The 14,766-nt window shown below is 70.4% G+C and carries 19 protein-coding genes; 14 read left to right on the top strand and 5 right to left on the bottom strand.

Translation table 11 applies throughout. From position 1 onward, the window contains the following. Positions 1-33 precede the first annotated feature (33 nt). Both ACUZ2Y_RS29185 and ACUZ2Y_RS29180 read left to right on the top strand, forming a co-directional pair. Positions 34-543: a peptidoglycan-binding domain-containing protein gene (locus tag ACUZ2Y_RS29185; RefSeq protein ID WP_476324896.1), complete on the top strand. Its 510-nt coding sequence runs from the start codon at positions 34-36 to the stop codon at positions 541-543. Between the two features lie 9 nt (positions 544-552). Then, the gene (locus ACUZ2Y_RS29180; protein ID WP_476324894.1) at positions 553-1,116 is read left to right on the top strand and encodes a hypothetical protein; all 564 of its coding nucleotides are present in this window, start codon (positions 553-555) and stop codon (positions 1,114-1,116) included. Here the strand turns inward: ACUZ2Y_RS29180 and ACUZ2Y_RS29175 are convergent. Further along, positions 1,093-1,974, bottom strand: coding sequence for a PPK2 family polyphosphate kinase (locus tag ACUZ2Y_RS29175; RefSeq protein ID WP_476324892.1), 882 nt, complete (start codon positions 1,972-1,974; stop codon positions 1,093-1,095). The two genes, ACUZ2Y_RS29180 and ACUZ2Y_RS29175, sit on opposite strands and share 24 nt — an antisense overlap. 137 nt (positions 1,975-2,111) lie before the next feature. On the opposite strand from ACUZ2Y_RS29175, the gene rocD reads away from it, so the two are divergent. After that, positions 2,112-3,350 (top strand): ornithine--oxo-acid transaminase, encoded by a 1,239-nt coding sequence (gene rocD / locus ACUZ2Y_RS29170; protein ID WP_476324890.1) that lies wholly within the window; start codon positions 2,112-2,114, stop codon positions 3,348-3,350. Between the two features lie 57 nt (positions 3,351-3,407). Here rocD and ACUZ2Y_RS29165 read toward each other — a convergent pair whose 3' ends face one another. Continuing rightward, positions 3,408-5,030, bottom strand: a complete 1,623-nt coding sequence (locus ACUZ2Y_RS29165; protein ID WP_476324888.1) for an ABC-F family ATP-binding cassette domain-containing protein — start codon at positions 5,028-5,030, stop codon at positions 3,408-3,410. 140 nt (positions 5,031-5,170) lie between these two features. Here ACUZ2Y_RS29165 and ACUZ2Y_RS29160 point away from each other — a divergent pair, with 140 nt between their 5' ends. Next, positions 5,171-5,788, top strand: a complete 618-nt coding sequence (locus ACUZ2Y_RS29160; protein ID WP_476324886.1) for a phosphatase PAP2 family protein — start codon at positions 5,171-5,173, stop codon at positions 5,786-5,788. Positions 5,789-5,924: 136 nt separating this feature from the next. Continuing rightward, a complete protein-coding gene (locus ACUZ2Y_RS29155) occupies positions 5,925-6,083 on the top strand; it encodes a hypothetical protein (protein WP_187222322.1) in 159 nt (52 codons plus the stop codon). Position 6,084: 1 nt separating this feature from the next. On the opposite strand, the gene zapE is transcribed toward ACUZ2Y_RS29155, so the two are convergent. Continuing rightward, positions 6,085-7,104: a cell division protein ZapE gene (gene zapE, locus ACUZ2Y_RS29150; RefSeq protein WP_476324884.1), complete on the bottom strand. Its 1,020-nt coding sequence runs from the start codon at positions 7,102-7,104 to the stop codon at positions 6,085-6,087. Between the two features lie 40 nt (positions 7,105-7,144). Here zapE and ACUZ2Y_RS29145 point away from each other — a divergent pair, with 40 nt between their 5' ends. From ACUZ2Y_RS29145 to ACUZ2Y_RS29115, 7 genes are all read left to right on the top strand, one after another. Continuing rightward, positions 7,145-7,909: a pyrimidine reductase family protein gene (locus ACUZ2Y_RS29145; RefSeq protein ID WP_476324882.1), complete on the top strand. Its 765-nt coding sequence runs from the start codon at positions 7,145-7,147 to the stop codon at positions 7,907-7,909. Between the two features lie 179 nt (positions 7,910-8,088). Beyond that, entirely contained in the window at positions 8,089-8,568 is a 480-nt protein-coding gene (locus tag ACUZ2Y_RS29140; protein WP_476324880.1) for an Asp23/Gls24 family envelope stress response protein, read from the top strand. Continuing rightward, complete coding sequence (locus ACUZ2Y_RS29135; protein ID WP_476324878.1) at positions 8,565-8,861, top strand: hypothetical protein; 297 nt, start codon at positions 8,565-8,567, stop codon at positions 8,859-8,861. Before ACUZ2Y_RS29140 ends, ACUZ2Y_RS29135 begins: the two co-directional genes overlap by 4 nt. Continuing rightward, positions 8,858-9,040, top strand: coding sequence for a hypothetical protein (locus ACUZ2Y_RS29130; protein WP_091381384.1), 183 nt, complete (start codon positions 8,858-8,860; stop codon positions 9,038-9,040). Before ACUZ2Y_RS29135 ends, ACUZ2Y_RS29130 begins: the two co-directional genes overlap by 4 nt. Continuing rightward, positions 9,037-9,399 (top strand): Asp23/Gls24 family envelope stress response protein, encoded by a 363-nt coding sequence (locus ACUZ2Y_RS29125; RefSeq protein ID WP_476324876.1) that lies wholly within the window; start codon positions 9,037-9,039, stop codon positions 9,397-9,399. The genes ACUZ2Y_RS29130 and ACUZ2Y_RS29125 overlap by 4 nt, the downstream gene beginning before the upstream one ends. 4 nt (positions 9,400-9,403) lie before the next feature. Further along, positions 9,404-9,940, top strand: coding sequence for a DUF6286 domain-containing protein (locus tag ACUZ2Y_RS29120; protein ID WP_476324874.1), 537 nt, complete (start codon positions 9,404-9,406; stop codon positions 9,938-9,940). Beyond that, positions 9,937-10,533, top strand: a complete 597-nt coding sequence (locus ACUZ2Y_RS29115; protein ID WP_476324872.1) for an alkaline shock response membrane anchor protein AmaP — start codon at positions 9,937-9,939, stop codon at positions 10,531-10,533. The genes ACUZ2Y_RS29120 and ACUZ2Y_RS29115 overlap by 4 nt, the downstream gene beginning before the upstream one ends. Before the next feature lie 2 nt (positions 10,534-10,535). Here the strand turns inward: ACUZ2Y_RS29115 and ACUZ2Y_RS29110 are convergent, their stop codons facing one another. Continuing rightward, positions 10,536-10,919: a DUF1801 domain-containing protein gene (locus ACUZ2Y_RS29110; RefSeq protein WP_476324870.1), complete on the bottom strand. Its 384-nt coding sequence runs from the start codon at positions 10,917-10,919 to the stop codon at positions 10,536-10,538. A gap of 51 nt (positions 10,920-10,970) precedes the next feature. Between ACUZ2Y_RS29110 and ACUZ2Y_RS29105 the strand changes: the two genes are divergently transcribed. After that, positions 10,971-12,065 (top strand): ATP-dependent DNA ligase, encoded by a 1,095-nt coding sequence (locus tag ACUZ2Y_RS29105; protein ID WP_476324868.1) that lies wholly within the window; start codon positions 10,971-10,973, stop codon positions 12,063-12,065. On the opposite strand, the gene ACUZ2Y_RS29100 is transcribed toward ACUZ2Y_RS29105, so the two are convergent. Then, positions 12,062-12,976 carry an EamA family transporter gene (locus tag ACUZ2Y_RS29100; RefSeq protein ID WP_476324865.1) on the bottom strand — a complete coding sequence of 305 codons (915 nt, stop codon included), beginning with the start codon at positions 12,974-12,976 and terminating at the stop codon, positions 12,062-12,064. The genes ACUZ2Y_RS29105 and ACUZ2Y_RS29100 overlap by 4 nt on opposite strands. A gap of 255 nt (positions 12,977-13,231) precedes the next feature. Between ACUZ2Y_RS29100 and ACUZ2Y_RS29095 the strand changes: the two genes are divergently transcribed. Further along, positions 13,232-14,761 (top strand): alpha/beta hydrolase, encoded by a 1,530-nt coding sequence (locus ACUZ2Y_RS29095; RefSeq protein ID WP_476324863.1) that lies wholly within the window; start codon positions 13,232-13,234, stop codon positions 14,759-14,761. Positions 14,762-14,766 lie beyond the last annotated feature (5 nt).

Genomic DNA, 14,766 nt, shown 5'->3' with positions numbered 1-14,766 from the left:
CGAGTGGAGCCCCCGAACTTGTGAGGTGGCCGCATGAGCGAGCTACCTCCGCTGAACGAGGAACTGGCGGCGGGCGACCAGAGCGACCACGTGTTCGCCATGCAGGAGCGCCTCGCCGCGTTCGGGTACTTCCACGCCCCCGCTGACGGCGTCTTCGGGGAGTCCACAGAGGACGCTGTGCGCGAGTTCCAGCGCAACTACGGGCTTCCCGAGGACGGCCACGTCGGCCCCGAGACCTGGGAGGCGCTCGGCCGGGAGACCGTCAGCTACGCCGAACCCGAGGCCGAACCCGAACCCACAGGCCCGGAGGTCGGTGCGCTGTCCGAGGACGGCCAGTGGCGCTGGGACGGCAGCGACTGGCAGGCCGTGACCACCACCGAACCCACCGACGCCACGCCCGGGATGCTCTCGGAGGACGGGCAGTGGCGCTGGGACGGCGAGCAATGGCAGCCCGTCGGAGGCGCCGACGAGGAGCTGTCGACCGCACAGTTCCAGGATGTCATCGCGCAATCCATGCAGGTCAACTCGTCGGAAATGGCGTAGGAGGGCACCGTGACCGGAGCACTTGGCACAGCGGGCGCGGCGCTCGATGTGGTGAACAAGGGTGTGGAGACGATCAAGCTGATCATGCGGCCCGGCCACGAGTTGGTCGTCGAGGAGGGCGGTTTCGCCCGCTGCCTGCCCGACGGCGTCTCCGACAGCACACTCGAGGGCGGCGCGGACGGGGAGATCGTCGGGATCTCCTCGGAGTACCACGGCGAGACGCAGAAAGGCATCCTGGGCGAGACCCTGGGCGGCTTCCTCGGCGCCGCGTGGAAGTGGGACATGGTCTTCAGCTGGAAGTACAACGTCCGCGACAACGACCACGGCGCCTACATCCTCGACGCCTCCGCCGACGTGCGCACCAGCCTGGCCTCCGACCAGATCGCCTGGGAGTGGAAGGTCAGCTTCCCCGGCGAGGGACGCTGGGTCGACCGGGACGAGGGCATCGTCGAGCTGCCGTTCAAGGTCAACATCACCTGCACGCACTCGGTGATCTACGACAAGCTCTGGTACAAGCAGGTCTTCCGCGGCTGGATGCGCGGCGATGGCTCATTCCGCTGCGCCGGCCAGTAGCGGGTCGTTCTTGTTGAGCCGCTTGAGTTCCGCGGCGACGTCGTAGGCCGGTTCCGGCAGCTTGGGGTCGAGCTCGCGCAGGGTCTCCAGGAGGATCTGCGCGATCGCCCAGTTGCGGTACCACTTGCGGTCGGCCGGGATGGCGTACCAAGGGGCGTCCTCGGTGGAGCAGCGGTCGAGGACGTCGGCGTAGGCCTTCTCGTAGTCGCCCCACTTGGCCCGGACGTCGAGGTCGCTCGGGTTGTACTTCCACTGCTTCTCCGGCGTCTCCAGCCGGGCCAGCAGACGCTCGCGCTGCTCCTCGGCGGAGATGTTCAGGAAGCACTTCACGACCGTGGTGCCCGCCGCGGCGAGTTCGGCCTCGAACTCGTTGATCTCGTCGTAGCGCGGCTCCCACTTCGCGGGCGGGACCAGTTCGTCGACGCGGACCACCAGGACGTCCTCGTAGTGCGACCGGTCGAACACGCCGATCAGGCCCGCCGCCGGGACCTCCTTGCGGATGCGCCACAGGAAGTGGTGGCGCTTCTCGGTCGCGGTGGGCTTCTTGAAGGACGCGACCCGCACGCCCTGCGGGTTCATCAGGCCGAAGACGTGCTCGATCGTGCCGCCCTTGCCCGAGGTGTCCATCCCCTGCAGAACCAGCAGGACACTGCGCTCACCACCGCCGAAGGTGCCCTCCGCCCACAGCGCCTCCTGCAGTTTCGCCAGCTCCGCACCGGTCCCGGCCAGGCCTGCCGCGGCCTCCACCTTGAACGACGGGCCGACCGGCGTGTCGCGCGGCGCATGCGGGATCTCGCCGCCCGGGCGTACCCTCAGCGCGTCGCGGACGGACGTGGACGTGCCTAGCTTCTTACCCATCCAGGAAGAGTAAACCGCCGAGCCGACTTCTGCTCGCGCAACAAACGGCCGTCCAACCTGGAGATGGCGCAACAAATCGGCGTAATAAGCAACACTCGCCGGATGAAACCATCATGCCGCCCCTTTAGCCTGGGGGCATGACCGTGACTGTCCCTCCCACCACCGCAGCCACGCCGGAGTCGGCGGCCGACTTCATCGCCCTGGACGGGCGCTGGAGCACGCACAACTACCACCCGCTGCCGGTGGTGATCGCCGAGGCCGAGGGTGCCTGGGTGACCGACGTGCACGGCAAGCGCTACCTGGACTTCCTCGCCGGGTACTCCGCGCTCAACTTCGGCCACCGCCACCCCGCGCTCGTCGCCGCGGCGGTCGAGCAGCTGCACAAGGTGACGCTGACCAGCCGCGCCTTCCACCACGACCAGCTCGGGCTGTTCTGCCGCGAGCTGGCCGAGCTGACCGGCACCGACCTCGTGCTGCCGATGAACTCCGGCGCCGAGGCCGTCGAGTCCGCCGTGAAGGTGGCTCGCAAGTGGGCCTACCGGGTCAAGGGCGTCCCGGAGAACACCGCGGAGATCATTGTCGCGGGCTCGAACTTCCACGGCCGGACCACCACGATCATCTCCTTCTCCACCGACGAGGTCGCCCGCGCCGACTTCGGCCCGTTCACCCCGGGCTTCAAGGTCGTCAAGTACGGCGACGCGCAGGCGCTCGAAGCCGCGATCACCGACCGCACCGCCGCGATCCTGGTCGAGCCGATCCAGGGCGAGGCGGGCGTCCTCGCGCCGCCGTCGGGCTACCTGCGCGAGGTCCGCGCGCTGTGCGACCGCAACAACGTGTTGTTCATCGCCGACGAGATCCAGTCCGGCCTGGCCCGTACCGGCACCCTGTTCGCGCTCGATGCCGAGGGTGTCCGCGCCGACCTCTACACGCTGGGCAAGGCGCTCGGCGGCGGCATCCTGCCGGTCTCCGCGGTCGTCGGCCGCGGAGACGTCCTGGGCGTGCTCAAGCCGGGCGAGCACGGCTCGACCTTCGGCGGCAACCCACTGGCGTGCGCCGTGGGCCGCGCGGTGGTCAAGCTGCTCGCGACCGGCGAGTTCCAGGAGCGCTCAACCACCCTGGGCGCGTACCTGCACGGGCGGCTCGGCGAACTGGTCGGGCGCGGCGTCGCGGAGGTGCGCGGCCGGGGCCTGTGGGCGGGCGTCGAGATCGCCCCCGGCGGCCCCACCGGCCGGGCGGCGTCGGAAGCCCTGATGGAGCGCGGCGTGCTGTGCAAGGAAACCCACGACACCACGCTGCGGGTCGCGCCGCCGCTGGTGATCACCGAGGCGGAGATCGACCTCGGGGTCGACGCCATCGCCTCGATCGTCACCCACTGAACTCCGGGCGGCCGGGTGCGCGTCGCCCCGGCCGCCCGGCCTCCACTCACCGCCGCTTTATCGGGCTCTGCGTACCCGGGTCTCGTCCCACACCGGTTCGTCGGATTCGGACACCACACCGTCGGATTGGAACACCAGGAACCGGTTGAACGACCGGGCGAACCAGCGGTCGTGCGTCACCGCGACCACCGTGCCCTCGTAGGCCTCCAGCGCGTCCTGCAGCGCCTCGGCGGAATGCAGGTCGAGGTTGTCGGTGGGCTCGTCGAGCAGCAGCAGGGTCGAGCCGCCGAGTTCGAGCAGCAGGATCTGGAACCGCGCCTGCTGCCCACCCGAGAGCGTCTCGAACCGCTGCTCGGCCGACCCGCCGAGGCCGTAGCGGCTCAGCACCGAGGCCGCCGCGCCGCGGTCGAGACCGGTCCGCGCGCCTTCGCCGTGCCACAGAATGTCGACCAGGGTGCGGCCGACCCACTCCGGATGGTGGTGGGTCTGGGCGAACAAACCCGGCACGACGCGCGCGCCGAGCTTGCGGACGCCGGTGTGCGCGACGCTGTCGCCGTCGGACAGCAGGCGCAGGAAGTGGCTCTTGCCCGAGCCGTTCGATCCGAGCACCGCGACCCGGTCGCCGAAGAAGACCTCGACGTCGAACGGCTTCATCAGCCCGGTCAGTTCCAGGTTCTCGCACGTGATCGCCCGGATGCCGGTGCGCCCGCCGAGCAGCCGCGGCTTGACTTTCTGCGGTCTGGGCGGGACCGGCGGCGGGCCGATCTCCTCGAACTTGCGCAGCCGCGTCTGCGCGGCCTTGTACCGGCTCGCCATCTCGTGGCTGGTCGCCGCCGCGCGCTGCATCAGCTTGACCAGGTCCTGCAGCTTGGCGTGCTCCTCGTCCCAGCGCCGCTGCTGCTCGGCGACGCGCTCCCAGCGGGCCTCGCGGGCGTCGTGCCAGCTGACGAACCCACCGGGGTGCGTCCACGCGGTGCCCGCCTCGACCGTGACCACCTGGGTGGCCACACCGGCGAGCAGCTCCCGGTCGTGGCTGATCAGCAGGATCGCCTTCGCGCTCTCGGCCAGCCGCCGCTCCAGCCAGCGCTTGCCCGGCACGTCGAGGTAGTTGTCCGGCTCGTCGAGCAGCAGGATCTGCTCGCGCCCGCGCAGGAGCGCCTCCAGCACCAACCGCTTCTGCTCGCCACCGGAGAGCGTCCGGACCTCGCGGTAGCGCGCCTTGTCGTAGCCGACACCGAGCGCGGCGACGGTCACGGTGTCCCACAGGACTTCCGCGATGTAGCCGCCCGCCTCGTCGTAATCGGCGATCGCCTGGGCGTAGCGCATCTGCGTTGGCTCGTCGTCGGTCTCCATCAGGGCCAGCTCGACCCGGTCCAGCTCGGCCGACGCCGCCCGCAGCGGGGCGGGCGCGACGGCGAGCAGCAGGTCGTGCACCGTGCGGTCGTCGCGGACCGAGCCGACGAACTGCGGCATCACCGCCAGCCCGCCCTGAATCGAGACACCGCCGTCGGGCGAGGTCAGCTCGCCGGAGATGATCCGCAGCAGCGTGCTCTTGCCCGCCCCGTTCTCCCCGACCACCGCGACGACCTGGCCCGCGCCGATCCGCAGCCCGGCGTCGCGGAACAGCACCCGGCCGTCGGGCAGGGTGTAGGAGAGCCCGGAGGCATCGAGGTGTCCCATGGCTCGTGCGCCTCCCCGGAATTTTATGTTGGGGTCACCTGCCGCGTAATGGTGCGGGTGGGTGGGCGACCGTGGTCGAGTTTCGTCACGGTCCCCTTGGGGCCGGTCCGATGCGCGGTTGAGTTTGTCATAGTGGTGTGGTGGAACGTCCGCTGCTCACCGCGCCCCGATTCGGCCTGGCCCTCGCGGGCGTTTTCGTGCTGGTCATGGCCGCGATCGGGGTGGAGGTCGCGGGCAACACCGCGGAGGGCCCGTTCGACAAGGCCGTGTTCGACGTGCTGACCCGGCGGCCCGACCTGGCGATCCCGCTGACCCTGTGCACGCACCCGGCCGTGACGATCGCCATCGTGGCGATCATCACCGCCATCGCCGTGCGGGCGGGCAGGCCCAAGGTGGCGGCGCTGGCGGTCCTCGGTCCGGTGGTGGCGGCCGGGATCAACACGGTGGTGCTCAAGCCGCTCTTCGACCGCACGCACCAGGACACCCTCGCCTACCCGAGCGGCCACACGACGACTCTGGTCGCGATCCTCACGGTGATGGTCCTCGTCGCCGCGGCGAACTCGACCCGCGCTCAAGCTGTCGGCACCGGTGTGATCGCCTTCGGATTGTTCGCCGTGGGCGCGGGAGCGATCGTCGGCCGCGAGTTCCACTACCTCACCGACACGGTCGGCGCGCTGTTCTGGGGCGTCGCCGTGGTGATCGTTCTGGCCGCGCTGATCGACTTCGCCGCCCAGCGCGTGGCGACCCACCGTCCGTGACGTCACCCGTGGAAAGCACCGCACCGTGACAAGTTCACTCGTCCGGATCACTCGATGTAGCGAACGGACCACCCTGTGGCGTCAGAGGGTCGCGGGCGTACTGTGCTTGTACGGGAAGCCGGACGAGAGGATGTACGTGACTGACACGCCCATCTACGACCAGGTGCGCCAGGAGCTGCGGGATCATCCGCGGCCAGCCAAGGCCCGATCACGGGCCGCCGACTCGGACGCCGGTGTGTCCGTGTGGGCCTTGATCGACCGCTCGCAGCGCGCCGCCGACTCCCCACGGCGCTGACTCAGCGAGCGGCCGCGGCGTCACGGGACAGCGCGACCAGCCTGCTGACCGCCCGCAAGTACTTCTTGCGGTATCCCCCGCGCAGCATGTCCTCGGTGAACAGGGCCGACACCGGCTCCCCAGACACCACCACCGGGATTGCGCGGTCATAAAGCCGGTCGGCGAACGACACCACGCGCAGCGCGACGTCTTGGTGCCGCAGCGCGTGCACACCCCGCAGGTGCACGGCGGACACGCCGTCGACGAGCTTGCCGTAGCGCGAGGGGTGTAGCGATCCGAGGTGCCCGCACAGCGCGTCGAAATCGTCCACAGTGGACCCTTCGATCGCCTCCGCACTGGCGTCGAGGTCCACATCGGACAGTGGGGCGGGGGCGTCGGGCAGGCCGCGGTGGCGGTAGTCCGGGCCGTCGACGCGCACCACGGAGAACCGCGACGACAGCGCCTGGATCTCGCGCAGGAAGTCGTCCGCGGCGAAGCGGCCCTCGCCGAGCTTGTCCGGCAGCGTGTTCGACGTGGCCGCGACATGCACGCCCGCGTCGGTCAGCTGCGAGAGCAGCCGGGTGACCAGCATGGTGTCGCCCGGGTCGTCGAGCTCGAACTCGTCGATCGCCAGCAGCCGGTGCTGCTTGAGCCGCTCGACGGCCTGGGTGAAGCCGAGCGCGCCGACGAGGTGGGTCAGCTCGACGAACGTGCCGTAGGCCTTCGGACCGGGCACGGCGTGCCAGATCGAGGCGAGCAGGTGGGTCTTGCCGACGCCGAAGCCGCCGTCGAGGTAGAGCCCGGGCCGACCGGTCTCGGCCTTGCCGCCGAACATCCGCGAGAACAGCGACTTGTCCCGCCGCGCGTTCACCTTCGCGGCGAACGCGGCGCAGTCGCGGACAGCGGCGGCCTGGCTGGGCTCGTCCGGGTTCGGGACATAGGTGTCGAACCGGACCGCACCGAACCGGGGCGGCGGGGCCATCGTGGCGATCAGCTCCTCCGCGCCGATCTCGGGCGCGCGGGCGAGCAGGCTGGCGGGCATGCACGGGAGCGTAGCGGCGTGATGGGATGTCCTAGTGCACATGTTGTGGCCCGAGAACCGGGTTTCCCCAGGTCAGGCTTCACCGGCTGTGGTGGACGACACCGAACTCGAAACGCTCTACGCCTATCCGGGCGACCTTGACCGGGCTTGGGTGCAGGTCAACTTCGTCAGCAGCACCGACGGCGCGGTCGCCGTGGCGGGGCAGTCGGCCAGTCTGTCCAGCCCCGGCGACAAGCGGATCTTCGCCTTGGGCCGCGACCTCGCCGACGTGGTGCTCGTGGGCTGGGGCACCGTCCGCGACGAACGCTATCGCGGGATCAAGAGGACTGAGCTGCGACGAGAGCGTCGCTCCCGGCTCAGGCTGGCGCCCGTGCCGCCGATCGCCGTGGTCACCGGGCGGTGTTCGGTGGCGCCCGACTCGCCGCTGGTCACCGACACCTTGGTGCCGCCGATTATCGTGACCGCCGAGTCGGCCCCGGTCGACCGGCGCGCGGCGCTGACGGCGGCGGGCGCCGACGTGATCGTGGCCGGGGACGAGCGAGTCGATCCGCGGGTGGCGCTGGTCGAACTGGCCACGCGCGGGCTGCGGCGGGTGTGCTGCGAGGGCGGTCCGCAGCTGTTCGGCTCGCTGATCGAGGCCGACCTGGTCGACCAGCTGTGTCTGACGGTCTCGCCGCTGCTCGCGGGCGGGCGCGCGGGGCGGATCGCCATGGGAGCGCCGCCGGAGGTGCCGCGGCGGCTCGCGCTGGCGTCGGTGCTGACCGAGGACGGCTTCCTGATGCTGCGCTATCGCCGGGAGGAGTGACACACTCGTCAACCGGGCGGCAAGTATCCACTTGAGACGCCGGATGTCATCTGATGGTGTCCTTTCGGATTAACTCTTTCCGGTCAACATGCCGCGTCGCCCAGGCACGTACCCCGGTGCCTTCGAGAATGGATCACGATGTCGATCCGTTGCAGTCCAGCCGAAGGAGCCTGCCCAGCATGGTGACGACCAACAGTCAGAACGACCTGCGCGACACGGTCCCGGCCGCCCGCCAGTCCCCGGCGCCCGCCCGTCTTGCCGACGAGAACGGCCAGGGCAAGACCACCATCGCGTCCAACGTCGTGCAGAAGATCGCAGGCATGGCCGCCCGCGAGGTCTCCGGCGTGCACGCCATGGGCGGCGGCATGTCCCGCGCGTTCGGCGCGATCAAGGAGCGCATCCCCGGCGCGGGCACCTCGTCCACCGCGGGCGTGTCGGTCGAGGTGGGCGAGAAGCAGGCCGCGATCGACCTCGACATGATCGTCGAGTACGGCGCGAGCATCGCCGACCTCGCGCGCGCGGTGCGCCGCAACGTGATCACCGCGGTCGAGCGGATGACGGGCCTGGAGGTCATCGAGGTCAACATCTCCGTCGAGGACGTCCACCTGCCCGACGACAACGCGGGCGACGAGGCCGCCGAGAAGTCCCGGGTCGAATGACCGCGATCCACACCGGCGAACTGGTCGACCGGATCGGCGAGGCCGTCCTAGCCGATCCGGCGGTGGCCCGGCTCGACGGCGGGCCCTTCCAGACCGTCGCGACCTATCTGCCCGGCAGGCGCGTGGTCGGCGTGATCGCGGCCGACCGGATCACCGTCTCGGTGGTCCTGCGGCCCGACCGGCCGATCCCGGCGGTCGCCGCCGCCCTGCGCGACCGAGTCCGGCGCGTCGCGGGTGACCTCCCGATCAATGTGCACGTCAACGACCTCGAGAGCAAGGAAGTACCGGCATGAACACGACCCAGATCGGCCTGGTCTCGGGCCTGCTGCTCGGGCTGGCCGCCACCCAGGGGTTCGGCGCGTTCCTGATCACCCTGGTGCTCGGTTTCATCGGCCTGGTCGTCGGGCGGATGCTCGACGGCGAGCTCGACCTGTCCCAGGTCCTCAGCGGCGCCAAGGGCAAGGACCGGTGACCCAGGTCAGCGAGCGGCGAGTCGACGACCGCGGCACCCTGCGGGTCGACCTGTCGGTGGTCCGCAAGATCGCCGAACACGCGGCCGACGAGTCGCCCGGCACCACGGCCATCGCCCGCAAGCTGGTGGGCGTCGAAGTCGGCACCCACGGCGCTCAAGTGGACGTGACCGGCGACGGCGACCAGGTCCGGCTCAAGGTCGACGTGGCGCTGCATTACCCGGCTCCCGTGCGGACCGTCGTCGAGGACGTGCGCGAGCGCGTCATCACCGAGGTCGAGCGGCTGACCGGCCACCACGTGCGCGGCGTCGACGTGACGGTCTCCGCGCTGCGGCCCAAGATCCGTCCCCGAGTGGAGTGAGCCCGTGCGTGTCCTGGTGAGAATTCTGAGCCTGCTGCTCGGCCTGGCGTTGGCCGCGGCGGGCACTTTGCCGGCCATCGAAGTCGCGTGGGCGTGGTGGCGACCGGCGAGCCCGTCCCTGCTCGTCCCCTGGCGGCAGTGGCGCGACACGCTGGCCGACCTGAGCTGGCAGAGCACCGCGGTACTGATCACCGCGGCCGCCGTCGCCGCCGTGGGCCTGCTGCTGGCCCTGTTCGCGTCCCTGGCGCGGCGCACGAATGTCGGCCTGCGGGAGCCCTCACCGGGCGTCACGGTCGAAACGTCGCCGCGTTCGCTGGCCCGGATCGTGGGCACGCGCGTCCGCGGCGAGGACAACGTGACCGGCGCGTCGGTGAGCGCCACAGCCAAGCGGGTCCGGGTGCGCGCGACCAGCGCCTTGGAGTCGGAGGCCCAACTGCGCCCCCGGCTGCTCGGCGCCGTTCGGTCCACCCTCGCCGACTTGCCTTTGCGGCGTCAGCCCAAGGTATCCGTGGTCGTCGACTCCCCCAGGGACCGCTCATGACCTCTCCCGCCACCCGCGCCGCCGCCCGCTCCTACGGCGGCGAACGCGCCTTGACCATGACCACCGGCCTGCTTCTGCTGCTGCTCGGAGTTGGCGCGGGCCTCTTGGGCTACGGCGTCTTCGGCGAGGGCAGGGCAACCCGCCCAGTCCTGGACCCGGAAGTCCTGCGCGCCTTGGTCGACTGGCAGTTGGCGGCCCGAATCGGCGCGATCGTGCTGGGCCTGCTGCTGCTGGCCTTCGGCCTGCGGATCGTCTTCGCCACCCTGCGCCCGGAGAAGCACCCCGACCTGGCGCTGGACCCGACGATCGGCCACGGCGTACTGGTCACCTCCAGCGCCATCACCGAAGCCATAGCCACCGACGCGGAGCAGGTGCCCGGGGTGAGCAAGGCCCGGGCGACCATGGTCGGCGACGAAGAAGAGCCCGCGCTCAGGCTGAGCCTGTGGCTTGAAGACGGCACCGACGTCAAGCAGGTGTGGCAGGAAGTGGACGACACCGTCCTGCGTCAGGCCCGCGAATCCCTCGGTGTCGACCACCTGCCGACAGCGGTGCGGCTGGAGCTTGGAGCGGCGCAACGCCAACGGGTGCGCTGAACTCAGCCGTTCTTGAGCTTGCGCCAGCCCCCGGCCCGATTGTTCGCGATGATCTGCCTGAACATCGCCAGCAGTGCGGGCGAGTTGATCTCCTCGCCCGGACGAACGGCGACGGTCCGGGCGGTCTTGTTGTCGTGTCCGGCGGTGATGATCCCGTCCGGGTCGGGGACGATTCCACCGTCATAGAGGAAAATGTTGACGTGGTCCTTCGCGGGCAGCAGCGCGCAAATATTGCCCCGCAGCACGAAATACGGCCGGTCGGTGAACTTGATGGTCTCCTCGACCTCAGGGTCCGCGGCGTGCACCAACTCCCGCACCTGCCGGTAGATCGCCTGCTGCCACGGCTGCAAACTCTCGATGCGGGCGTCGACGCGTGGATCGGTCACGCCACCCACGATAGGCGCGTTTCGCTGCCGAGGCGCCGCTGAACGGGCAGTATGGGCGGCGTGGCGCTTCCTCTGACTCCGCCGGTGCAACCGATGCTGGCCAAGGCTGTCAAGTCGATCCCGGACGGCACGAACCTGGTGTTCGAGCCGAAATGGGACGGCTTCCGCTGTCTGGTCTTCCGTGACGGCGACGAGGTGATCCTGCAGTCGCGTTCGGGCAAGCCGCTCAACCGCTACTTCCCCGACGCCGAGGCCGCCTTGCGGGAGGCGCTGCCGGAGCGGGTCGTGATCGACGGTGAGCTGGTCGTCGACATCGACGGCAGGCTCGACTTCGACAAGCTGGCCGAGCGTATCCACCCGGCGGCGAGTCGGGTGAAGATGCTCTCGGAGACCACGCCCGCGCGCTTCATCGCCTTCGACGTCCTCGCCTTGGGCGACGAACTCCTGCTGGAGGCCCCGGGCGTCGAGCGGCGGCGCAGGCTCGAAGACCTGCTGAAGGTCACCGACTCGGTGCACCTGACCCCGGCGACGACCAGCTCGGACATGGCCCGCCAGTGGTTCGAGATCTTCGAGGGCGCGGGGCTCGACGGAGTGATGGGCAAGCCCGCGGACGGCCCGTACACGCCGAACAAGCGCACGATGCTCAAGTTCAAGCACTCGCGCACCGCGGACTGTGTGGTGGCGGGTCTGCGCTGGTACAAGGACACCGAGCCGGGTGAGGCCGTGGGGTCGTTGATGTTGGGGCTCTACGACAACACCGGGGGCCTCAACCACGTCGGGGTCGTCGGGTCGTTCTCCGCGGTCCGCAGGCGGGAGCTGGCGGTGGAGATGGCCGAGCTGATCCCCGGCGGCGCCGAGGGGCACCCGTGGGCGAGTTGGCATGAGGAGCAGACGACCCGGATGCCGGGGGCGGTGAGCCGGTGGCGCACCACTGAGCAGCCGTGGGTGCCGCTGCGGCTGGAGCGGGTGGTCGAGGTCGCCTATGAGCACACCGAGGGCGGCTACCCGAGCCGTTTCCGGCACACCGCGCAGTTCCAGCGGTGGCGCCCGGACCGCGAGCCCGCTTCGTGCACGTACGAGCAGCTGGAGGAGCCCGCGCGGTACGACTTGGCGTCGGTGCTGCGCGGTGAGGTGCGGGCCCGCTAGACGTCGGGGCGGGCGGTGCGGGTGGCGCCCGCGGACGCGGCCACGACACAGCAGATCGCGACCCACTGGGCGGCGCTCAGGGCCTCCCGCAGCACGACCAGCCCCGCGATCGCGGCCACGGCGGGCTCCAAGCTCATCAGGACGCCGAACACCCGCGGGGGGATGCTGCGCAGGGCTTCGAGTTCGAGCGAGTACGGGATCACCGAGGACATCAGCGCCACACCAAGGCCGACGAGCAAGACCATCGGCGAGAGCAGCGCGGTCCCGGCGTCGACAATGCCGACCGGCGCGGCGATCAGGCCCGCGCACGCCATGGCCAGCGCCAAGCCTTTGCCGTCACTGGACTGACTGCCGAGCTTGGCGCTGAGCAGGATGTACCCCGCCCAACAGACACCGGCACCGAGCGCGAACAACAGCCCGAGGACGTCGGCCCCACCCAGGGTCTGCGCGAGCAACACGACACCGGCCCCGGCGAGCACCGCCCACAACGCGTCAAGCCAGCGCCGCGTGCCCAGCAGGGCGACGCTGAGCGGGCCGAGGAACTCCACGGTCACCGCGATGCCGAGGGGGATGCGGGCGAGGGAGAGGTAGAACAGGACGTTCATCGTGGCGAGCACAAACCCGTAGCCGACGATGACCGGCAAATCCTTCCGCGCCACCCGCGGCGAGGGCCGCCAGATGAGCAGAAGGACGGCGGCCGCGAACACCAGCCGAAGGGCTACCACCCCGGAGGACCCCGTCACGGAGAACAACTGCTTGGCCAGCGCGGCACCGACCTGCACGCTGACGATCCCTACCAACACCTGCGCCGTAGGCGGAATGGCCCCCACCAACCGAGGCGTCCCGGAGACAACCGCCCCAAACCACGACGAAGGCGACCGACCCGCCCCATCGACGTGCGCGACAACCACGAGCCCAAGCCTCTCTCTCCCCGCCGCCCCGACCCCCGAGCAAACCCCCACCCTCCCTGGGGGGCTGCCCTTGTCCAGTTTATCGGCGATCGGGCGGTGATGGGCTTATGCCGATCTTGCTGTGGACAACCGCCGGACACTGTGGACAATCCCGGCGAATCCATCCTAAGTCTGGGCGCGACAGATTTACCGTGGTCTCACTCACGAGCCGGCACGCTGTGGGCCGGTGATCAGGCATAGGAGGGACGCGCGGGCGTGAGGGTCGGACGGGTGTCCTGGCTGCTGCCGGTCGCGTTGCTTGCCGCGTGTACCGCGGGGCCCTCGGAGCGGCCGGCGATCGTCGTGAACGAGGGGGACCCGGGTCCGCCCGCGACCACCGAAGCCGGGCCGCAGCCGCTGCCGCCGCTTGGTGAGCCGAAGAACCAGGCCGTGCGGTGGGCGCAGTGTGGGCCGGAGGTCACCGACCGGCTGACCAAACTGGCTCCACCGGCTTCGCTGAAGATCGACTGCGGGCGGGTCAACGGCGTCCTGGACTCCCCGTACGCGCCCGGCCGGGGCACCATGCGGATGCAGGTGCTGCGGGTCGGCACCGGGCCGGTGCCGCTCGTCGTGGTGAATGACGTGGATGGGCTGCCCAGCACCCTGTACGCCGTCAAGCTGGCGATGACCCTGTCCCCCGACTTCCTCACCAAGTTCTCCCTCGTCGGCCTCGACCGCCGCGGCACCGGCAACTCCGACGCCGTGCGGTGCGTCCCGGAGGAGGTCCGCGCCGAACTGGTCGCGCTGGACCCACGGGCGGGTGACGTCAACGCCTGGGTCGATCTGGCCCGGACCGCCGGGCAGCAGTGCACCCTCGCGCTGGAGTCGCGGCTGCCCGCGATCGACACCTGGCGGACGGCAGCCGACCTTGAGTCCGCCCGGGTGGCGCTCGGCATGGAGCGGCTGCACGCGATCGGCCACGGCGAGGGCTCCCGGGTGCTGTCGGTGTTCGCCGAGCGTTACCCCAACCGGGTCGGCCGGATGGTTCTCGACGGCGTCCCCGACCCGAACGAAGACGCCGCGGTCACCCTCGCCGGCGTCGCCGAGGGCGCCGACGCCCTGTTCAGTGCGTTCGCCGAAGAGTGCGCCCGCCGCGGCTGCGAATTGGGCGCCAACGCCCGGCAAGCGCTGACCGAGGTGCTGTCCGCTGAGCCCCTGGTCACCGACGACTTCGACCTCACCCCCGGGATCGTCCTGCGAGGAGTCCTCGCCGCCCTGCCCGACCGGCAGGCGTGGCCCGCCCTGTCGAAAGCCATCGCCGACGCCCGAAGCGGCGTGCCGGACGGCCTCGCCGCGTTCGCCGCACCGGTGGTCCAGGAAACCGACGAACTCCCCGCGATGTTCGACGGCACCCTCGTGACCAGGTGCAACGACACCCGGGGCCGCCTGTCGACGGCACAGCTGGAGGCGACGGCGAAAGACTGGAACACCCGGTACCCCGTCTTCGGCGGCCTGACCGCGCAGTGGCTGGCCCTGTGCAGCCCGTGGCCGGTGGCGAGCCACCCGGTGACCCAGCCGCACGCCCAGTCAGCACCCCCGATCGTCGTCCTCTCCACGGCCACGGACGGGGTCACCCCACACTCGGGCACCCAACACGCCGCCCAGCAGTTGACATCGGCGGTGCTGGTGTCCTGGCAGGGAACGGGCCATGGCGCTCTCGGCATCTCACCGTGCGCCACCGACACGGTTTACACGTTCTTCAGTGACGGCAAAATCCCTCGCGACGGGACCGTCTGCCCGCCCTGATCATC

It is taken from the genome of Actinokineospora sp. UV203 (genome assembly GCF_056323665.1).
The sequence above is the reverse complement of the archived record's forward strand: the minus strand, read 5'-3'. Positions and strand labels throughout refer to the sequence as shown.